This is a genomic window from Pseudomonas sp. OV226 (assembly GCF_003148705.1).
GTDB lineage: Bacteria > Pseudomonadota > Gammaproteobacteria > Pseudomonadales > Pseudomonadaceae > Aquipseudomonas.
Genome location: NZ_QGGS01000009.1, coordinates 188598 through 208793 on the forward strand (window position 1 = coordinate 188598; position 20196 = coordinate 208793).

The 20196-nt window shown below is 60.7% G+C and carries 20 protein-coding genes and 1 riboswitch; of the genes, 13 read left to right on the forward strand and 7 right to left on the reverse strand.

The genetic code is table 11. From position 1 onward, the window contains the following. Positions 1-58: 58 nt before the first annotated feature. Together C7534_RS17065 and C7534_RS17070 are read right to left on the reverse strand one after the other, a co-directional pair. Entirely contained in the window at positions 59-919 is an 861-nt protein-coding gene (locus C7534_RS17065) for a pirin family protein (RefSeq protein ID WP_109786441.1), read from the reverse strand. A gap of 61 nt (positions 920-980) precedes the next feature. Next, positions 981-1397 (reverse strand): OsmC family protein, encoded by a 417-nt coding sequence (locus C7534_RS17070; protein ID WP_109786442.1) that lies wholly within the window; start codon positions 1395-1397, stop codon positions 981-983. A 247-nt stretch (positions 1398-1644) separates the two neighbouring features. Here C7534_RS17070 and C7534_RS17075 point away from each other — a divergent pair, with 247 nt between their 5' ends. Both C7534_RS17075 and C7534_RS17080 read left to right on the forward strand, forming a co-directional pair. Continuing rightward, positions 1645-3021, forward strand: a complete 1377-nt coding sequence (locus tag C7534_RS17075; protein WP_046032901.1) for a pyridoxal-phosphate dependent enzyme — start codon at positions 1645-1647, stop codon at positions 3019-3021. Then, on the forward strand, positions 3018-4196 hold the full coding sequence (locus C7534_RS17080; RefSeq protein ID WP_109786443.1) for a trans-sulfuration enzyme family protein: 1179 nt from the start codon (positions 3018-3020) through the stop codon (positions 4194-4196). The genes C7534_RS17075 and C7534_RS17080 overlap by 4 nt, the downstream gene beginning before the upstream one ends. A 64-nt stretch (positions 4197-4260) precedes the next feature. On the opposite strand, the gene C7534_RS17085 is transcribed toward C7534_RS17080, so the two are convergent. Genes C7534_RS17085 through purM form a run of 3 tightly spaced genes read right to left on the reverse strand, consistent with a single transcriptional unit; the run spans position 4261 to position 6691 of the window. Further along, on the reverse strand, positions 4261-4974 hold the full coding sequence (locus C7534_RS17085; protein WP_046032903.1) for a DUF3108 domain-containing protein: 714 nt from the start codon (positions 4972-4974) through the stop codon (positions 4261-4263). 8 nt (positions 4975-4982) lie between these two features. Beyond that, positions 4983-5633: a phosphoribosylglycinamide formyltransferase gene (purN, locus tag C7534_RS17090; protein ID WP_046032904.1), complete on the reverse strand. Its 651-nt coding sequence runs from the start codon at positions 5631-5633 to the stop codon at positions 4983-4985. Beyond that, positions 5633-6691: a phosphoribosylformylglycinamidine cyclo-ligase gene (purM, locus tag C7534_RS17095; protein ID WP_008033526.1), complete on the reverse strand. Its 1059-nt coding sequence runs from the start codon at positions 6689-6691 to the stop codon at positions 5633-5635. Before purM ends, purN begins: the two co-directional genes overlap by 1 nt. A 372-nt stretch (positions 6692-7063) precedes the next feature. Between purM and C7534_RS17100 the strand changes: the two genes are divergently transcribed. From C7534_RS17100 to C7534_RS17120, 5 genes are all read left to right on the forward strand, one after another. Further along, the gene (locus C7534_RS17100) at positions 7064-8125 is read left to right on the forward strand and encodes a DUF2066 domain-containing protein (protein ID WP_046032905.1); all 1062 of its coding nucleotides are present in this window, start codon (positions 7064-7066) and stop codon (positions 8123-8125) included. Positions 8126-8163: 38 nt separating this feature from the next. After that, entirely contained in the window at positions 8164-9231 is a 1068-nt protein-coding gene (locus C7534_RS17105) for an AI-2E family transporter (protein WP_046032906.1), read from the forward strand. A 236-nt stretch (positions 9232-9467) separates the two neighbouring features. Beyond that, positions 9468-10172, forward strand: coding sequence for a DnaA regulatory inactivator Hda (hda, locus tag C7534_RS17110; protein WP_010456804.1), 705 nt, complete (start codon positions 9468-9470; stop codon positions 10170-10172). Between the two features lie 214 nt (positions 10173-10386). Then, positions 10387-11013, forward strand: coding sequence for a C40 family peptidase (locus tag C7534_RS17115; protein WP_046032907.1), 627 nt, complete (start codon positions 10387-10389; stop codon positions 11011-11013). Positions 11014-11177: 164 nt separating this feature from the next. Then, entirely contained in the window at positions 11178-11714 is a 537-nt protein-coding gene (locus C7534_RS17120) for a C40 family peptidase (RefSeq protein WP_046032908.1), read from the forward strand. A gap of 121 nt (positions 11715-11835) precedes the next feature. Here the strand turns inward: C7534_RS17120 and C7534_RS17125 are convergent, their stop codons facing one another. Beyond that, the gene (locus C7534_RS17125; RefSeq protein ID WP_109786444.1) at positions 11836-13149 is read right to left on the reverse strand and encodes a PQQ-dependent sugar dehydrogenase; all 1314 of its coding nucleotides are present in this window, start codon (positions 13147-13149) and stop codon (positions 11836-11838) included. Between the two features lie 67 nt (positions 13150-13216). Continuing rightward, positions 13217-13801, reverse strand: a complete 585-nt coding sequence (locus C7534_RS17130; RefSeq protein WP_077430638.1) for a hypothetical protein — start codon at positions 13799-13801, stop codon at positions 13217-13219. Between the two features lie 156 nt (positions 13802-13957). After that, positions 13958-14192: riboswitch (cobalamin riboswitch) on the forward strand. 81 nt (positions 14193-14273) lie between these two features. Here C7534_RS17130 and cobO point away from each other — a divergent pair. Genes cobO through C7534_RS17160 form a run of 6 tightly spaced genes read left to right on the forward strand, consistent with a single transcriptional unit; the run spans position 14274 to position 20195 of the window. Continuing rightward, the gene (gene cobO / locus C7534_RS17135) at positions 14274-14885 is read left to right on the forward strand and encodes a cob(I)yrinic acid a,c-diamide adenosyltransferase (RefSeq protein ID WP_027922439.1); all 612 of its coding nucleotides are present in this window, start codon (positions 14274-14276) and stop codon (positions 14883-14885) included. Next, positions 14882-16210 (forward strand): cobyrinate a,c-diamide synthase, encoded by a 1329-nt coding sequence (locus C7534_RS17140; protein ID WP_109786445.1) that lies wholly within the window; start codon positions 14882-14884, stop codon positions 16208-16210. The genes cobO and C7534_RS17140 overlap by 4 nt, the downstream gene beginning before the upstream one ends. After that, entirely contained in the window at positions 16207-16857 is a 651-nt protein-coding gene (gene bluB, locus C7534_RS17145) for a 5,6-dimethylbenzimidazole synthase (RefSeq protein ID WP_109786446.1), read from the forward strand. Before C7534_RS17140 ends, bluB begins: the two co-directional genes overlap by 4 nt. Next, the gene (gene cbiB, locus C7534_RS17150) at positions 16854-17762 is read left to right on the forward strand and encodes an adenosylcobinamide-phosphate synthase CbiB (protein WP_046032913.1); all 909 of its coding nucleotides are present in this window, start codon (positions 16854-16856) and stop codon (positions 17760-17762) included. The genes bluB and cbiB overlap by 4 nt, the downstream gene beginning before the upstream one ends. Further along, positions 17755-18747 (forward strand): threonine-phosphate decarboxylase CobD, encoded by a 993-nt coding sequence (gene cobD / locus C7534_RS17155; protein WP_046032914.1) that lies wholly within the window; start codon positions 17755-17757, stop codon positions 18745-18747. The genes cbiB and cobD overlap by 8 nt, the downstream gene beginning before the upstream one ends. Beyond that, positions 18744-20195 carry a cobyric acid synthase gene (locus C7534_RS17160; RefSeq protein ID WP_109786447.1) on the forward strand — a complete coding sequence of 484 codons (1452 nt, stop codon included), beginning with the start codon at positions 18744-18746 and terminating at the stop codon, positions 20193-20195. Before cobD ends, C7534_RS17160 begins: the two co-directional genes overlap by 4 nt. Position 20196 lies beyond the last annotated feature (1 nt).

The following is a 20196-nucleotide window of genomic DNA, read 5'->3' on the forward strand; positions in this document are numbered from 1 at the left end:
ACGGGCTGCATTCCCACGCAGAGCGTGGGAACGATGATGCGTGGGAACGATCGAAAAGCTAAGGCAGTTCGATCCGCTCGCTTTCTCCCGGCACTGTCGGCCAATCCCCGGCCGCCCAGCGCCGCCGCGCTTCATCGATGGCCGCCGGATCGCTGGCCACAAAATTCCAGTTGATCCGCCGTGGCCCGTCCAGCGGCGCGCCGCCGAACAACACGGCGTGGCAGTCGCTTTCGGCGAACAGGGTCATTTCTTCCCCCGCAGGCAACACCACCAGCGAATTCACCTCCAGCGTGTCGCCATTCAGCTGCGCTTCACCGCTCAAGACATACAACGCACGCTCTTCATGTTCGGTGGGAATCAGCAGTGTGGTCGCCGTTTGCAGGTTCAATTCCGCGTACAACGTAGGGGACAGCACTGGCACCGGCGACTCCAGGCAAAAGCCTGACCCGGCAATCATCCGGATCTTCACGCCAAGGTTATCGCTGACCGGCAAGGTGGCCGCCGGGTGATGGCTGTAGTGGCCTGGACCCTGCTCATGGTCCTTGGGTGAGGCCAGCCAGATCTGCAAGCCGTGCATCGTAAAGCCGCTGTCCTTCAACGCCTCGGGCGTGCGCTCTACGTGGGCAATTGCGCTGCCGGCAGTCATCCAGCTGACATCACCGGCGCTCACCACCTGGTCGGAGCCGAGACTGTCCTTGTGCTGGATTTGCCCTTCGAACAAGTAGGTGAGGGTCGACAGGCCGATGTGCGGATGTTGTCGGATATTCATGCCTTTGCCCGCCGGATAAACGGTTTCGAGCATGTGGTCAAAAAACACGAAAGGCCCGACACTGCGGCATTTGGCGGACGGCAACGGGCGAAATATCGGCTGGCCTTCTACATCTTCGGCGCGGGGGCGGATCACGAGCGGAGTGTTCATGCTGCATTCCAGGCTGAGCGGGTGATGCGTGGAGCATAACCCGCTTGCGCAGCCCTTGCCGCTATTGGCTGAACGCCCCTTCGGACAAGTGGGTTTCGATGCTGACGTCAGTGGTCGTCATCAGTTTGTGGACCGGGCAACGGTCAGCCACGCGATGCAGTTCTTCGCGCTGTGCATCGGTGAGCACGCCTTTGAGGGTCAATTTGACATGCAGGGCGTATTTGCCTTTCTGCTCTTGGCTGTTGTCGCGTTTGACCTCGACGGTGACGCCGGTCAATGGGATGTCCTTCTTCTTGGCGTACATCTTCAGGGTCAGGGCTTTGCAGGCACCCAGAGCGGCATCGAAATAATCGTGGGGTTCTGGCGCCGAGCCCTCGCCGCCGGAAGTGGTCGGCACATCGGCAAACAGTTCATGGTCATCAATCTGCACACTGTGACGAAAACCTTCGGCGGAAACGGTATTGACGGTAACGGTCATGGAAAGCCTCCCAGGCTGGAAAAGTCGTTCGATCAAAAAAGACTGTGAAGTTATAGAGCATTGCGCCAGCGGCGCGTTCCACTTTCTTGCGGGGTTCATACGAGCGGGTTACCGGCTGGCCGCGCGCGGTTGCGAATGACGCCATCGCGGCCTATGGTCCAAGCGAGGTGTTGCCTGCGACTGTCGCATGATGACGCGCCGCAGGTTTGTGTCCATCCAGTACGAATCACTGCAGCGAGGTGACGACATGCCGAACGACTCCCGCCCTGCCGTCCTTGAGCTGATCGGCAATACGCCGCTGGTGCGCGTCAGCCGCTTCGATACCGGCCCGTGTACGCTGTTCCTCAAGCTCGAATCACAAAACCCCGGTGGATCGATCAAGGATCGCATCGGCCTGGCGATGATCGACGCCGCCGAGCGCGATGGTCGCCTGCAACCCGGAGGCACCATCGTCGAGGCCACGGCCGGCAACACCGGCCTGGGCCTGGCCCTTGTCGGCCGCGCCAAGGGTTATCGCGTGGTGTTGGTGGTGCCGGACAAGATGTCGACCGAGAAAGTCCTGCACCTCAAGGCGATGGGCGCCGAAGTGCACATCACCCGTTCCGATGTCGGCAAGGGCCATCCCGAGTATTACCAGGACGTGGCCGCGCGGCTGGCCAAGGAAATTCCCGACGCGTTCTTTGCCGATCAATTCAACAATCCGGCCAACCCTCTGGCGCACGAGTGCAGCACCGCGCCGGAGATCTGGGCACAGACCCAGCATGATGTCGATGCCATCGTCGTCGGCGTCGGTTCAGCCGGCACGCTGACCGGCTTGACCCGGTTCTTTAGCCGCGTGCAGCCAAACCTGGTCATGGTGCTGGCCGACCCGGTGGGCTCGGTGATGGCCGAATACAGCCGCAGCGGCACCCTTGGGACACCCGGTTCGTGGGCGGTGGAGGGCATTGGCGAAGATTTCATTCCCTCGATTGCCGACCTGTCCAGCGTGCGCCACGCGTATTCGATCAGCGACGAGGAAAGCTTCGATCATGCCCGCCAGCTGCTGCGCGCCGAAGGCATTCTCGGCGGATCATCGACCGGCACGTTGCTGGCGGCGGCGTTGCGTTATTGCCGTGAGCAAACCGAGCCGAAGCGGGTCGTGAGTTTTGTCTGTGACACCGGCACCCGCTACCTGTCGAAGGTCTACAACGATCAATGGATGAACGATCAGGGTCTGCTGCAATACAAGCGCTACGGTGATCTTCGCGATTTGATCTCGCGGCGCTTCGAGGACGGGCGGGTGATCAGCGTCGGCCCGGACGACACGTTGCTCACCGCTTTCCAGCGCATGCGCCTGGCCGATGTGTCGCAACTGCCCGTGCTGGTAGAGGGGCAGCGTTTGGTCGGCGTCATCGACGAATCCGACATTTTGCTGGGGGTGCACCAAGACCCATCGCACTTCCGCTTGACCGTCGCCAGCGCCATGACGGGCAAACTGCAAACCTTGCCGGCCGCTGCCAGCCTGGCTGAGCTGCAAGCCGAACTCGACCGTGGGTTGGTGGCGATCATTGCCGATGCCTCGGGCTTCCATGGCCTGATTACCCGCGTTGACCTACTCAATCATTTACGGAGATCTCTTGCATGAGTCAACACGATGAAAACGCTGCGCCACGTGGGTTCGCTACTCGGGTGATTCATGCCGGGCAGACGCCGGACCCTTCCACCGGGGCGCTGATGCCGCCGATTTACGCCAATTCCACCTATTTGCAGCAAAGCCCCGGCGTACACAAAGGCCTCGACTATGGGCGCTCGCACAACCCGACACGTTGGGCGCTGGAGCGCTGCGTGGCGGACCTCGAAGGCGGCACCAAGGCGTTCGCGTTCGCGTCCGGGCTGGCGGCGATCTCCACCGTGCTCGAATTGCTCGATGCCGACTCGCATATCGTCTCGGGCAATGATTTGTATGGCGGGACGTTTCGCCTGTTCGACAAAGTACGCCGGCGCAGCGCCGGGCATCGCTTCAGTTTCGTCGACCTGACGGATCTGGCGGCCTTTGAAGCGGCGCTGCAGGAGGACACGCGGATGGTCTGCGTCGAGACGCCGAGCAATCCGTTGTTGCGCCTGACTGACCTCGAAGCCATCGCGCGCATCTGTCGCCAGCGCGGCATCATTTGTGTGGCCGATAATACCTTTGCGAGCCCGTGGATCCAGCGTCCGCTGGAACTGGGCTTCGATATCGTGGTGCATTCGACCACCAAGTATTTGAACGGTCACTCTGACGTCATCGGTGGCATTGCGGTGGTCGGGCAGAATGCGGAGCTGGGCGAACGGCTGGGCTTTCTGCAAAACGCCGTGGGCGCTATCGCCGGGCCGTTTGACGCCTTCCTCACGTTACGCGGGGTGAAGACCCTGGCGTTGCGCATGGAACGCCACTGCAGCAACGCACTGGCGCTGGCGCAATGGCTGGAGCAACAACCGCAAGTGGCGCGTGTCTACTACCCAGGCCTGCCGTCACATCCGCAGCACGAACTGGCACAACGACAAATGCGCGGTTTTGGCGGCATGATCTCCCTCGACCTGAACTGCGACCTGGCCGGCGCCAAGCGCTTCCTTGAGAACGTGCAAATATTTGCGTTGGCGGAGAGTCTGGGCGGGGTGGAAAGCCTGATCGAGCATCCGGCGATCATGACTCACGCCAGCATCCCCGCCGATACCCGCGCACAACTTGGCATTGGCGATGCGCTGGTGCGGTTGTCCGTGGGCGTTGAGGACGTCGAAGACTTGCGTGCCGATCTGGCACAAGCGCTGGCGCTGATCTGAGTTTCAGCGGACAAAAAAAATCCGGAACCCTTATCGGATTCCGGATTTTCTTGTCGATCCTGGATTAGCTACCCTTGACCGATTTGCCGTTGACCGTGCCGTCGAGGAGCATGATGTTGTACTCCTTGCCGTCGGTTTCAACTTGTTGCAGACGGACCAGCAGGTAATCCCAGTCCTTGGCAAACCACAGGACGGTGATGCGCTTGTTTTGTGTCGGGTCGCGCACACGCTCGACCTTGATTGCATCGATCTTGCCAGCCTTGGTGTCTACTTTTTCAGAGCCCAGCACGCGGAAATCATAGGTGTCGACTTCGTTGCCATCGACTACCTGATAGCTCATGCTTTTCTTGCCGGCGGCGACATCGTGCTGCAAGGCCAACTGGTAAGTGGATTTATCGACCATGCCAGGGTTCAGCGGGACCTTGACTGCGTCACCGCGATCAGTGCCGGTGACCATTTTGGTGGCCCAGTCGAAATCCAGATCAGACTTCTTGGCTTTGCCCAGGCCGCCACGTTCAAAGTGGTAGGTCTGAGGCAGCAGAGTTTCCTTGTCGACGGTCAGGGTGCTTTCTTCAGTCAGGCTGGCGATCATCATCGACGCCTTGAAGCTGAGTTTCCAGACGCCGTTGGCTTCCTTGGTCAGGTTGCGTTCAGCCGTGCCACTCATGGGCAACTGCTTCCAGTCGGCGGTGTAGCTGGCGGAGAAAGGTTGAAGTTCCGAAGCCTGTGCCAGGGGCAGGGCAAACAGAGCGCAAGCGAAGAGCAGGGCGCGACGCATAATATCTCCTAAGTTCGAATCAAGTGGCCGCTGGCCGCGAGTAACTTCCCATCCAGTAAAGCACCTTGTTCGCTGAGTGCTAAGCGACCTTCGGCAAACCAGCGTACTGCCAACGGGTAGATCAGGTGTTCCTGAACGTGGACTCGCTGCGCCAGGCTTTGCGGCGAATCGTGCAACTCTACCGGTATTACTGCCTGTACGACCAGTGGTCCGCCATCGAGTTCCTCGGTGACGAAGTGCACGGAGCAGCCGTGCTCGGTATCGCCGGCCTCCAGCGCGCGCTGATGAGTGTGTAACCCTTTGTATTTGGGCAGCAGCGACGGGTGGATATTCAACAGGCGACCCGCATAGTGGCGCACGAAGTCAGCGCTGAGAATGCGCATGAAACCGGCCAGTACCACGAGTTTTGGATTGAAGGCGTCAATCAGCTCGATCAGCGCGGCATCGAAGGCCTCGCGGCCTTCGAAAGCCTTGTGATCCAGGGCGCGGGTGTCGATACCCGCGTCCTTGGCGCGCTGCAGGCCATAGGCATCGGCGCGGTTGGAAATCACCGCAGCAATGCGGACCGGGCTGTCGCCGGTCCGCGTGCTGTCGATCAAGGCCTGCAAGTTACTGCCGGTGCCGGAGAGCAGCACCACGACATCACAGGTCTTTGACATCAGTGAGCCTTGAGGTTCTTCAGTTCAACCTGGGCCGCGCCTTCGGCAGCGGTGGCGATCTGACCGATGACCCAAGGCTGCTCGCCGGCTTCACGCAAAACGTTCAGCGCGGTTTCAACGTGCTCTTGAGCGACGCAGATGACCATGCCCACGCCGCAGTTCAGCACGCGGTGCATTTCGTTTTCGTCGACGTTGCCTTTCTCTTGCAGCCAGTCGAACACGGCTGGGCGGTTCCAGCTCGCCACGTCAACCACGGCTTGTGCGCCTTTTGGCAGAACGCGCGGGATGTTGTCCAGCAGGCCGCCACCGGTGATGTGGGCCATGGCTTTGACAGCGCCGGTTTCCTTGATCAGCTTGAGCAGCGGCTTCACGTAGATACGGGTCGGGGCCATCAGCAGGTCGGTCAGCGGTTTGCCGTCGAGCTGGATGTTTTCGATGTCGGCACCCGACACTTCGATGATCTTGCGGATCAGCGAGTAGCCGTTGGAGTGCGGGCCGGAAGACGGCAGGGCGAGCAGGGCGTCGCCGGCTGCGACTTTGGAACCGTCGATGATCTCGGATTTTTCCACGACGCCGACGCAGAAACCGGCCAGGTCGTAGTCTTCGCCTTCGTACATGCCCGGCATTTCAGCGGTTTCGCCGCCAACCAGGGAGCAACCGGACAGTTCGCAGCCAGCACCGATGCCGGTGACGACCTGGGTCGCGGTTTCGACGTTGAGTTTGCCGGTAGCGTAGTAGTCGAGGAAGAACAGCGGTTCAGCGCCGCAGACCACCAGGTCGTTCACGCACATGGCCACCAGGTCGATGCCGATGCTGTCGTGCTTGTTCAGGTTCAGGGCCAGGCGCAGCTTGGTGCCCACGCCGTCGGTGCCGGAAACCAGCACAGGCTGCTTGTAGCCAGCCGGGATTTCGCAGAGGGCGCCGAAACCGCCCAGGCCGCCCATGACTTCCGGGCGCGCAGTGCGCTTGGCGACGCTCTTGATGCGTTCGACCAATGCTTCACCGGCGTCGATGTCTACACCGGCGTCCTTGTAGCTCAGGGAGGGTTGCTTGCTCATGATCCAGGCCTTTAGGGGGGATTCAGGGGTAACGACCGAGTCCAGCGGGGGACGCCGAAATCGACGGGGGCGATTGCCTCACGCGAAATTCGATGTGCCCGGCTGTTGCCGGTCTGCGAAGGCGCGCGATTTTATCAGGCTTGAGGGGCAGCGGCCATCCTCACGCCGACGGCAGGGGCATATCCTATTAAAAAAATTGATATTGAGCGTGTTAGTGGGCTGTATAAGGTAACGCGATTAACCGTCTATCGTTATGACAGTGCGAAAACTTATCGCGGCCGTGTGAATGTTTTGCACAGGGAAGTGGTCACAGCCCTGTTCGATCGTCTTCATGCGGTCTGTTCCAGCCGCTCTTGTCGTCAGGAATCTTCCATGCGTTTTTTTTCTAAATTGTTGTGTTTGAGCTGTTTTTCCCTGATCAGCCTCACGAGTCATGCCGAAAACGTGAAAGGCCTTTATCAGGTGCGCGAGCCTGTCACCAGTCAGGCGCCCGAGGAGCGTGATCAAGCGATCCAGCGGGCGCTGGACACGCTGGTGTTGCGTCTGACCGGCGATCCCAAGGCGGTGCAGAGTCCGGGGTTGGCAGCCCTGCGCAAAGATCCGCAGCAAATCATCAGCCAATTTGGTTTTGACGCGGGCCCTCCAGAAGTACTGAAGGTCGATTTTGATCCGAACACTACCGAGCAAGCATTGCGTCGTGCCGGGTTGTCGTTGTGGGGTGCCAATCGACCGTCGATCCTCGGTTGGTGGTTGAACGATGCCACCGAGGGTTCAAGTTTGGTGGGCGATGGCCAGGCCGCCGCTACACCGTTGCGTCGAGCGGCGCAGCACCGTGGTTTGCCGCTGCGTTTGCCGCTGGCGGACCTGAGTGAGCAACTGGTCGCTACGGCGCCCAACCTGGAAGGCACCGACGCAACGCCACTGCGCGGGGTCTCGGAACGTTACAACGCTGACGCCTTGCTCGCCGTGCATGCCCGCGAAGAGGGCGGCCAGTGGCAGGCCAAATGGAATTTGTGGATGGGCGACAAGAAGGAAGCGGGCAACGTACAGGGCGCGGATCAGGCCGCTGTGGCTGACGCTGTGATGCTGGCGGTCAGCGAGCGACTGGCGCCACGGTTTGTTGTCAAGCCGGGCGCTTCTGGCGAGCAATTGCTGGAAGTGCAGGGCATGAACCTGGAGCGCTATGCGGCGCTGGGGCGATTGCTCGACCCTTTTGGCGCGCGTCTGCAAAGTGTTGACGGTGATCGCATTCTTTATCGGGTTAACGGCAGCGCCGAGCAATTGCGCTCGCAGTTGTCGCTGGCGAAGTTGCAGGAAATGCCCGCCGGTGAAGTGCCCGCGCCCGTTGCGCCGGTTCAGCCCGTGGCGCAGGGTGCGACGCCTGCCGTGGCCCCAGCGCCGGCACCGGTGCCGCAATTGCGCTTCCGTTGGTAAGGTTTTCTTTCTTTATATAGATGCATATGGAGTGGTACATGGCCGATACGCGGCGTTGGTTCTGGTTGGGTGGAGTGGTTCTGCTCTGCGCGTTTATCTGGCTGTTGCATCCGATCCTGACACCTTTCCTGGTGGCGTTGCTGCTGGCCTATCTGTTCGATCCGCTGGTGGATCGGCTGGAGAAAGCCGGACTTTCAAGGACGTGGGGCGTGGTGGCGGTGTTCGCACTGTTCACCCTGATTTTCACCACGCTGCTGCTGGTGTTGGTGCCGCTGCTGGCCAGGCAGTTGTTTCGTTTGTATGAGCTGGCGCCGCAAATGCTCGACTGGCTGCAGCACACCGCATTGCCGTGGGCGCAGTCGAAGTTCGGGTTGTCGGAGGGGTTCTGGAAATTCGACAAGCTCAAGGCCGCGATCAGTGAACACATGGGGCAGACCAGCGATATTGTCGGTGTGGTGTTGAGCCAGGCCACAGCGTCCGGTCTTGCATTGATTGGCTGGTTGGCCAATCTGGTGTTGATCCCGGTGGTAAGTTTTTACCTGCTGCGGGACTGGGACCTGATGATGGCAAAAATCCGCAGCCTGCTGCCGCGCGATCGTGAAGAGCGCGTCGTCGAGCTCGCCGGTGAATGTCACGAAGTGCTCGGTGCGTTCGTGCGTGGGCAATTGCTGGTGATGGTGGCTTTGGGCGTGATCTACGCGTCGGGCCTGATGCTGGTGGGGCTGGAGTTGGGGCTGCTGATCGGCCTGATTGCCGGTCTGGCCGCGATCGTGCCGTACATGGGGTTTGTCATCGGGATTGGCGCGGCGTTGATTGCCGGTCTGTTTCAGTTCGGCGGCGAACTGTATCCCATGCTGGGGATCGTCGCGGTGTTTATGGTCGGGCAGGCGCTGGAGGGTATGGTGCTGACGCCTTTGTTGGTTGGCGACCGGATTGGCCTGCATCCGGTGGCGGTGATCTTCGCGATTCTGGCAGGGGGAGAATTGTTCGGTTTTACCGGCGTGTTGCTGGCACTGCCGGTGGCGGCGGTGATCATGGTGCTGGTGCGCCATGTACAAGATTTGTATAGGGATTCAGATATGTACGGTGGTGTCGACAAACCTTGATTGCAACGGTTGTCGACGGTTCACAGAGGTCGGCCTGTTTTCGTGCCAGGTCGGCCTGCATCCCGGGTGTGCCAGAGGCCGGTGCTGTCAAAGAAACTGTCATAAAACCGGTGCGTTAACGCAAACCTTTGATTTTGCTTGTGGTCTGTCGCATTGTGCGACCAGCGTCACGGGTATAAACTTCGCAAACTTTACACAGAGGCCACTAACGGTTCCTTTGGAACTGTTCAGTCAGCATGAAACCGATTCAGCTGCCCCTAGGTGTGCGTCTGCGTGATGACGCTACCTTTATCAATTACTACCCTGGCGCCAATGCCGCAGCACTCGGCTATGTCGAGCGGCTATGCGAAGCCGACGCCGGCTGGACCGAAAGCCTGATTTATCTCTGGGGCAAGGACGGGGTAGGGCGTACGCATTTGTTGCAGGCGGCTTGCCTGCGCTTCGAGCAGTTGGGGGAGCCGGCGGTGTACCTGCCGTTGGCCGAGCTGCTGGATCGTGGCATCTCGATTCTCGATAACCTCGAACAATACGAACTGGTCTGCCTGGATGATTTGCAGGCGGTTGCCGGCCGGGCTGATTGGGAAGAGGCACTGTTCCATCTGTTCAATCGGTTGCGTGACAGTGGTCGGCGCTTGCTGATCGCCGCGTCGACATCCCCGCGTGAACTGCCGGTGAAGCTGGCAGACTTGAAGTCTCGCTTGACCCTGGCGCTGATCTTTCAGATGCGTCCACTCTCCGACGAAGACAAATTGCGCGCCTTGCAATTGCGTGCGTCGCGTCGCGGCCTACACCTGACCGATGAAGTCGGCCATTTTATTTTGACTCGCGGTACTCGCAGCATGAGTGCGCTTTTCGAGCTGCTTGAACGTCTCGATCAGGCCTCTCTTCAAGCTCAGCGCAAGCTGACAATTCCCTTCCTGAAGGAAACGCTGGGCTGGTAAAACCAAAGCCTGGCAGGGGTTTCGGCATATTTCAGGCGCCAGGAAATCCGCTTTCCTACAGGGCTGCAGGCTGCGCAAGCGTTTAAAATGGGCTTAAGCGCTTAGATGTTAACGAGAAACCGATAAGTCACATAAAGTTCGATTGAATTTGCAAATGAGGATGATAGCGGGCATAGTCTCGACTTCTTTACAACTATCAGCCACGGTCGTGCCCATGCTAAAGCGCTTCGCACCCCTCGTGCCTCTCGCACTCGTCACCCTGTTGTTCGGTTGCGCTGCTCACTCTCCAGTGTCCCAGCAAGAGCAACAACAGCAGGCTAAAAATTCAGTTACCGCACAATCTTCTTCCGTTCTTTTCCAGGAAGAACTGGCCACCGATAAAGAACTGGCCGACTTTGCCGACGGCAAGGCCTACCAGCTACCGGTTCTGGCCGACAGCATTCTTGAGCGTGGCATGTCCCTGATCGGTACCCGTTACCGTTTCGGCGGCACTTCTGAAGCCGGTTTTGATTGCAGCGGCTTCATCGGTTACCTGTTCCGTGAGGAAGCGGGCATGAACCTGCCTCGTTCTACTCGCGAAATGATCAACGTGGACGCTCCTCTGGTGGCTCGCAGCGCGCTGAAGCCAGGCGATCTGCTGTTCTTCGCGACCAATGGTCGTCGTGGTCGCGTCAGTCACGCCGGGATCTACCTGGGTGACAACCAGTTCATCCACTCCAGCAGCCGCAAAAGCGGTGGCGTCCGGGTCGACAGCCTGGGTGACAGCTACTGGAGCAAGACCTTTATCGAAGCCAAGCGCGCCCTCGCGATGGCACCGACAGTGGTCACCGCTCGCAAGTAAACGTACAAGTTGTAAGGCGAAGTTAAAGTCTTACTTGAAGTTTGCTGCGTAGGCGCTAGAATTCTGATCTTAATGATGGCAAACCGCCTGCGTCACGCGCAGGCGGTTTTCTTTTCTGCACTCCCAGCAGGAAAAAGCCGCAGCCAGATCAGGATGCTCTGCTTATGACGATGTCGGCCCGCCTTGCACTCATGTTCTTCGCAGCGCTGCTCAGCGCCTGCGCCAGCCGCACACCGCCTCCTGCGCCGGTGAATCGCGCGCCGATCGTCTTTGGTTCCTCCCAGGCATCTTCCCCTGAAGCAGAAGAGGTGCTCTTTCGCGCGTTGGGCCTGGTGGGCACGCCTTACCGTTGGGGCGGCAATACGCCGGACTCCGGTTTTGATTGCAGTGGGTTAATCGGCTTTGTCTATCGTGATGCCGCCGGCATTTCCCTGCCGCGTACCACGCACGAGATGATCAGCATGCAAGCCGCCAATGTGGGCAAGGAAGGTCTGCAAACCGGTGATCTCATCTTCTTCGCTACCAATGGCGGTTCTCAGGTGAGCCATGCCGGGATTTACGTGGGCGAGGGTCGCTTCGTTCATGCACCCGCCACGGGCGGCACGGTGAAGCTCGACAGCTTGTCCAAAGCCTATTGGCAACGGGCTTACCTGAGCGCCAAGCGCGTTCTGCAACCCGAGCACTTGGCGCGCAATCCCTAGTCACGCTGCTGCCCCGTGTAGGAGTGAGCCTGCTCGCGATAGCGTTGGGTCAGTCAATATCGATGTGACTGTCCCAACGCTATCGCGAGCAGGCTCACTCCTACAGGGGGTTGGGGGGCGGTTACTTAGCGGCTGACACGCGCCACACCTTGTTCCCGACATCATCCGCCACCAGCAAGCCACCCTGCTGGTCGATCACGACGCCTACCGGCCGACCCATGGCCTCTTCGTCTTTATTGAGAAAATCGGTCAGTACATCGACCGGTTTCCCGGTCGGTTTGCCGCCTGCGAATGGCACGAAGATCACTTTGTAGCCGCTGTGCGGTTTGCGGTTCCACGAACCGTGCTGACCGATAAAGGCCCCTTCCTTGAATTGCGCGGGCAGGCTGGTGCCTTCAGCGAACGTCAGCCCCAGCGATGCCGTGTGCGGACCCACTGCGTAGTCCGGCGCAATGGCCTTGGCCACAAGGTCCGGGTTTTGTGGCTCGACACGAATGTCGACATGTTGACCGTAGTAGCTGAACGGCCAGCCGTAGAACCCGCCATCCTTGACCGAGGTGATGTAGTCCGGCACCAGGTCGCTGCCGATTTCGTCCCGCTCATTGACCGCCGTCCACAGTGCGCCACTGCGGGGCTCCCAGGCCAACCCGTTTGGATTGCGAATGCCTGAAGCGAATATCCGGTGGTTGCCGGTGGCGCGGTCCACTTCCCAGATCGCTGCGCGACCTTCCTCTTGATCCAGGCCGTTTTCACCGACGTTGCTGTTGGAGCCCACCGTGACGTACAGCTTGCGGCCGTCCTTGCTGGCGATGACGTTTTTGGTCCAGTGATGATTCAGAGTGCCTCCCGGCAGATCGACCACCTTGGTCGGCGGTGACTTGATCGCGGTATCACCGTTTTTATAGTGAAAGCGCAGCAAACGGTCGGTGTCGGCCACGTACAGGTCATTGCCGACCAGCGTCATGCCGAAGGGCGAATTGAGGTTTTCCAGGAACACCGTGCGGGTTTCGGCGACGCCGTCGTGGTCCTTGTCACGCAGCAGGGTGATGCGGTTCGGGCTCGGTACTTTGGCGCCGGCACGGCCCATGGCTTTGCCCATGACCCAGCCACGAATGCCTTTGCCGTCATCGGGTTTGGGTGGCGCGCTGGTTTCGGCTACCAGCACGTCGCCGTTGGGTAGCACGTAGAGCCAGCGCGGGTGATCGAGGCCTTCGGCGAAGGCGGCCACTTGAGTGCCGGCAGCGGCAGTAGGTTTCGCGCCCTTCGGCCAGCCGATCGCCGGGGCGATATTCACCGTCGGGATCAGGGTTTTGTTGGGTTCAGGCAGCTTGGGTGACGGGCCGGTGCCGTCGGAGACTTGCAGTATGGAGGTCTCACCACAGGCGGCAAGCCCTCCGGCGAGCACTATGACGATAGCGAGCGGGGACTTGCGCATGCTGGTCTTCCCTATGATTGCTCTGACTTAATCATAGAGAAGCTTCAGCGTGCGATGGTTCCGTCGATTAGCCGCGGGCTTCCTTGAACAACACGGCAACGCCTGGGTGATAGTTGCCGGCTTCGTTGCGCAACTTGCGATAGGCGTAGGGGAAATACCAGGCGACGGCACAGCAGTGTTCTTTTTGCAGATCGTCGACCATGTCCTGAAGTTCTTCAGGGGTGGCGCTTTGCTGGGCTTTTTGCGGGGCAACGAACAGGCAACCAAGTTTCAGGTCGCTGGCGTAGCTGATTCGTTTGGCATCGCTGGTGATGTCCTGCAGTGCCTGCGTCAGGTTCAGGCTGTTGACCTTGGGCCAGCGTTGAGTGGCCTGAAGGTAGGCGCGCTCTTCGGCGGTTGCGATAAACAGATCGGCGCGGGCGTTGCGCTCGCCTTCTTCGTTCTGTTTGCGCGTCGACGTGTTTGGCAGCGTGACCATTTCCGCCATCCAGGCTGCTGCGGAGAGCAGGCCAAGGTTGGCTTTTTCATCGTGCCAATAAGGCGAGTCGTTATCACCGCGCACCGTGTTGTAGCGGTCGATACAGTCAAACCAGCGCTCCAGCACCGGCCGCAGGAATTCCAGCTTCGGATTGCTGATGATCATGCCTTGCATGTTGCTCACCCTTGTAATTGTGTTGTTGGGTTTTGTGGCGCTTTGATATCACTGCTGACAGTGTGGTGCAAGATTGGCGTCAGTAAATTGATCGGCGGCAGTATATCGCTCGCCGCAGCTTTGTCTTCATTTGACGCTCCACCCCCAACCCTCTAACCTTCGCGGCTTGTTTCAGGTGCTCTGTGGCAGTGGCCGACAGAGTGAAACAGGGAAGCCGGTGAGTGACTATCGTAAAACGACGAAACGTCACGATCCCGGCGCTGCCCCCGCAACGGTAAATGAGTGAAAACTGCGCCTTGAGCCACTGTGTCTATTGTCGACATGGGAAGGCGCGCAGTCCGGCATCACGCCGCTCATGAGCCCGGAGACCGGCCTGATTCATCCAGCGGCATCACGGTGGGCGATGCCAGGCTTCTTGCCGTCTATTCTTGTGCCCGCCCGCCGTTATCCAGCCTCAACGGAGAGCTCCCCCATGACCGATACCCCTGATCGTGACGAACGCCATTTGGCGCGCATGCAGCGCAAAAAAGCCGTGATCGACGAACGCATTGCCAATTCCCCCAACGAGTGCGGCTTGTTGCTGGTGCTGACCGGCAATGGCAAAGGCAAGAGCAGTTCGGCATTCGGCATGCTCGCCCGGTCGATGGGGCACGGTATGCAGTGCGGCGTGGTGCAATTCATCAAGGGGCGCAACAGCACCGGCGAGGAGCTGTTCTTCCGACGCTTCCCGGAGCAAGTGCGTTTCCATGTCATGGGCGAAGGCTTTACCTGGGAAACCCAGGACCGCCAGCGTGACATTGCCGCCGCCGAAGCGGCCTGGGCGGTGTCCCGCGAATTGCTCAGCGATCCGTCCATTGGCCTGGTGGTGCTGGATGAGCTGAACATCGCGCTCAAGCACGGTTATCTCGATCTCGATCAAGTGCTCAGCGACTTGCAAGCCCGTCCTCCGATGCAACACGTGGTGGTCACCGGTCGCGGTGCCAAGCCGGAAATGATCGAACTGGCCGACACCGTCACCGAAATGGGTGTGATCAAGCACGCGTTCCAGGCCGGGATCAAAGCGCAAAAAGGCGTCGAGCTGTGAATCAGCCACGTTGTTGCCCGGCGGTACTGATTGCCGCCCCGGCTTCCGGTCAGGGCAAGACCACCGTCACTGCCGCGCTGGCCCGTTTGCATCGCAATCAGGGGCGCAAGGTGCGTGTGTTCAAATGCGGTCCGGACTTTCTTGACCCGATGATCCTCGAGCGCGCCAGCGGTGCGCCGGTGTATCAATTGGACATGTGGATGGTCGGCGAGCAGGAAAGTCGGCGACTGCTGTGGGAAGCCGCTGCTGAAGCCGACTTGATCCTGATCGAAGGCGTCATGGGGCTGTTCGACGGCACGCCGTCCAGCGCCGACCTGGCGCGGCACTTCGGAGTGCCGGTGCTCGCGGTGATCGACGGCACTGCCATGGCGCAGACCTTCGGTGCACTGGCGTTAGGGCTGGCGCGCTATCAAGCGGATTTGCCGTTTGCCGGTGTATTGGCCAACCGCGTGGGCACGCTGCGGCATGCGCAATTGCTTGAAGGCAGCCTGACCGAAGGTTTGCGTTGGTATGGCGCGTTGTCGCGAGAAACCGGGATCGAGTTGCCGAGCCGTCATCTGGGGCTGGTTCAGGCCAGCGAGTTGAATGATTTGGACCTGCGGCTCGACGCGGCGGCCGATGCGCTGGCCAGCAGCTGTGAAGTGGCATTGCCGCCGGCGGTGGAGTTTGCCGCCCCGGATGTGATTGTTGCCGAGCCGTTGCTCGCGGGCGTGCGCATTGCGGTAGCCCGTGACGAAGCGTTCGCCTTCACTTACGGCGCGAGCCTGGATTTGCTGCGAGTCATGGGCGCCGAGCTGTCGTTCTTCTCGCCGATCCGCGACCGCCAATTACCGGACGCCGACAGCCTCTACCTGCCGGGCGGTTATCCCGAATTGCATCATGTCGCACTGTCACAGAACACCCCGATGCTCAACGCAATCCGTGCGCACCATGCGGCCGGTAAACCGTTGTTGGCCGAGTGCGGCGGCATGCTGTACTTGCTCGACTCGTTGACCGATGTCGAGGGCACTCGTGCAGAGCTGGTCGGTTTGTTGAAAGGGGACGCGGTGATGCAAAAGCGTCTGGCCGCGTTGGCTTTGCAAGCGGTCGAACTGCCTGAAGGTTCGCTGCGCGGCCACACGTATCACCACTCCCTGACCAGCACCGAGCTTGAGCCTATCGCGCGCGGCCTCAGTCCGAACGGCGGTCGCGGCGCCGAGGCGGTTTATCGTGAGGGGCGGATGACCGCGTCTTACGTGCACTTCTATTTTCCATCCAATCCATCGGCCATTGCCGCGCTGTTTGCGCCGGACCTTGAGGCCGACTTGCTCGCGAAGCGGCCATGAGCGACAACGCTTTTTCAGATGCCGAACGCGCAGCGGTCTATCGCGCCATCGGCGAACGCCGCGACATGCGTCACTTCAGTGGCGGCACGGTCGAGCCCGAGCTGCTGCGACGCCTGCTCGAAGCGGCGCATCAGGCCCCTAGTGTCGGCCTGATGCAGCCCTGGCGTTTCATCCGCATCAGCGACCGAGACGTGCGCGACAAGATCCAGTTGCTGGTGGAAGAAGAGCGCGTGCGCACCGCCGAAGCCCTCGGCGAGCGCACCGACGAATTCATGAAGCTCAAGGTCGAAGGCATCAATGACTGTGCCGAAGTGCTGGTCGCCGCGCTGATGGACGATCGCGAGCGCCACATCTTCGGGCGTCGCACCTTGCCGGAAATGGACATGGCCTCGCTGTCCTGCGCCATCCAGAACTTATGGCTGGCTTCGCGCGCGGAAGGTCTGGGCATGGGCTGGGTGTCGCTGTTCGAGCCGCAAGCGCTGGCGGACCTGCTGGGTCTGCCGGCCGGGGCCAAGCCGCTGGCGGTTCTTTGTCTGGGGCCGGTCAAGGAATTCTATCCGGCGCCGATGCTGGTACTCGAAGGTTGGGCGCAAGCGCGTCCGCTGAGTGAGTTGCTGTATGAAAATTATTGGGGAGTGAGTCAATGAGTGTGGCGTTATTGAGTGTCGCCGCGGTTGCGCTGGACGCGCTGCTGGGTGAACCCAAACGCTGGCATCCGCTGGTGGCGTTCGGTCGTTTTGCCGATCGCATCGAGCAACGTTTCAATTCCGCCGGGCGCGGCTGGCGCAGTCATGGCGTCACGGCGTGGGTGATGGCCGTGTTGCCGCTGACCTTGCTGGCGACGGCATTGTCCTGGGCGCCTTATATTGGCTGGGTCGTCGAGATTCTTGCGTTGTATTGTGCCCTTGGTCTGCGCAGCCTCGGTGAACACGTCGAGCCGGTGGCCAAAGCGCTTCGCAGTGATGATCTGGAAGAGGCGCGCAAGCGTGTCGGGTATCTGGTCAGCCGCCAGACCAGTGAACTGGATAAGACTGAAGTCGCCCGCGCGGCCACCGAATCGGTGCTGGAGAACGGCAGCGATGCGGTGTTCGCTGCGTTGTTCTGGTTTGCCGTGGCCGGCGCACCGGGCGTGGTGCTCTACCGTTTGAGCAATACGCTGGACGCGATGTGGGGTTATCGCAATGAACGCTTTGAACGATTCGGCTGGGCGGCGGCGAAGATCGACGACATCCTCAACTACATTCCGGCACGTCTGGTGGCGTTGACCTACGCGCTGCTGGGTAAAACCCGTCTGGCGTTGAAATGCTGGCGCACGCAAGGCCCTACCTGGGACAGCCCGAATGCCGGCCCGGTCATGGCGGCGGGTGCTGGTGCATTGGGTGTCGAGTTGGGCGGAGCGGCGATTTATCACGGTGAACTGCATCAGCGTCCGCAACTGGGCGAAGGCGTGCCGGCGGATGCCGACTCCATTGACCGTGGCTGGCAATTGGTCCAGCGCGGGGTATGGTTGTGGTTACTGATTCTCTGCGTAGGGGCTGAATTCTATGCTTGAGCACGGCGGCCGGTTGCGCAAGGCGGCGCTCGAATACGGCATCGCGGAAACCGATTGGCTCGACCTGTCCACCGGTCTGGCGCCGTGGCCTTTTCCGATCCCGGATATCGAGCCGCGCGCCTGGGCCCGTTTACCGGAAAACGATGACGGCCTGGAGCAGGCGGCCTGCGACTATTACAGTGCGGCGCACGCGCTGCCGGTGGCTGGTTCGCAAATGGCTATCCAACTGCTGCCGCGTTTGCGCCGTGCCGGTAAGGTCGGGGTGCTGTCGCCGTGTTACGCCGAGCACGCCGAAGCCTGGCGGCGCTGTGGTTATATCGTGCGCGAAGTGCTGGAGCAGGAAGTCGACTTCTTTCTCGACAGCCTTGACGTGCTGGTAGTGGTCAACCCCAACAACCCGACTGGCCTGAGCCTGACGCCAGGCCGTCTGCTCGACTGGCACACTCGACTGGCGTCGCGCGGTGGTTGGCTGGTGGTGGACGAAGCGTTCATGGACAACACGCCGCAGCTGAGCCTGGCACCGTTTACTCATCAGGTTGGCTTGATCGTGTTGCGTTCGTTTGGCAAGTTTTTTGGCCTGGCCGGTGTGCGGCTGGGGTTTGTGCTGGCAGAACGCAAGTTGCTCAAATTGCTCGCCGAGCAAGTCGGGCCCTGGGCCGTCAGCGGACCGACCCGGGTGATTGGCCGGGCATGTTTGCTGGACACCGAAGGGCATGCCCGCCAACGCCATCGCAGCGAGGAGGCCAGCGAGCGTCTGGCGCGGCTGCTTGAACAGCAGGGCTTTAAACCTCAGGGGGGATGCGCTTTGTTTCAGTGGTTGATCACCGAACAGGCTGAGCAACTGCATGAGTTCATGGCGCGGCAGGGCATTTTGCTGCGGTTGTTTGCTCACAACAGCAGCCTGCGTTTTGGCTTGCCCGCCGACGAAGCGGACTGGGCGCGCCTCAAGCAAGCCTTCGAAGCCTACGCCAAGGAAACAAAATGACGACGTTGATGGTGCAGGGCACCACGTCCGACGCCGGTAAAAGTACGCTGGTGACGGCGCTGTGTCGCTGGGTGACCCGCCACGGCGTGCGCGTCGTGCCGTTCAAGCCGCAGAACATGGCGCTCAATAGCGCGGTGACCGCTGACGGTGGCGAAATCGGTCGCGCGCAAGCCGTGCAAGCCCAGGCCGCCAACCTCGAACCCCACACCGACATGAACCCGGTGCTGCTCAAACCCAACAGCGACACCGGCGCCCAAGTGATCATCCATGGTCGCGCCGTCACGACGATGAACGCGGTCGCCTATCACGACTACAAAACCATCGCCATGCAAGCGGTGCTGGCCTCCCACGAACGCTTGAGTGCGGCGTATCCGGTGGTGATGGTCGAAGGCGCGGGCTCGCCGGCCGAGATCAATCTGCGTGCCGGCGATATCGCCAACATGGGCTTCGCCGAAGCGGTGGATTGCCCGGTGGTGCTGATTGCCGACATCAATCGCGGCGGGGTTTTCGCGCATCTGGTGGGCACGCTGGAACTGCTGTCACCGACTGAACAGGCGCGGATCAAAGGCTTCATCATCAATCGCTTTCGTGGCGACATCGCCTTGCTGCAGCCGGGGCTGGACTGGCTGGAGGCGCGCACCGGCAAACCGGTGATCGGCGTGCTGCCCTACGTGATGGACTTGCACCTGGAGGCCGAGGACGGCATCGACCAGCGCCAGACCGACAAGGCTGACCACGTGCTCAAAGTGGTGGTGCCAGTGTTGCCGCGCATCAGCAACCACACCGATTTCGATCCGCTGCGCCTGCATCCGCAAGTGGATCTGCAATTCATCGGCCCCGGCCAGGCGATTCCGCCGGCCGACCTGATCATCCTGCCAGGCTCGAAAAGCGTACGCAGCGACCTCGTGTACCTGCGGACCAATGGCTGGGAAACGGCGATCCGTCGTCATCTGCGTTACGGCGGTAAAGTGCTGGGGATTTGCGGAGGACTGCAAATGCTCGGTGAACAGGTGCATGACCCGCTGGGCCTTGAAGGCGCACCGGGCTCCAGCGCTGGCCTGGGGTTGCTGGCGTTCCAGACCCAACTCGAAGAAGAGAAACAATTGCGCAATGTGCGCGGTCGCCTGGCCCTGGAAGATGCAGTGGTCAGCGGCTATGAAATCCATGCGGGCGTAACCACCGGGCCGGCGTTGGAAAACGCGGCCGTGCAGTTGGACGATGGTCGCTGCGATGGCGCGCAAAGTGCCGATGGACAGATTTTCGGCACCTACCTGCATGGCCTGTTTGAATCGCCGGCAGCGTGCGGTGCGTTGTTGCGTTGGGCCGGTTTGCAGCAGGTGCAGGACGTCGATTACCACGCCTTGCGCGAGCGCGATATCGAACGGCTGGCGGATCTGGTGGAGAAGCATCTGGATACCGGGCTGTTGCGAGAGCTCTGCGGGTTTTGAG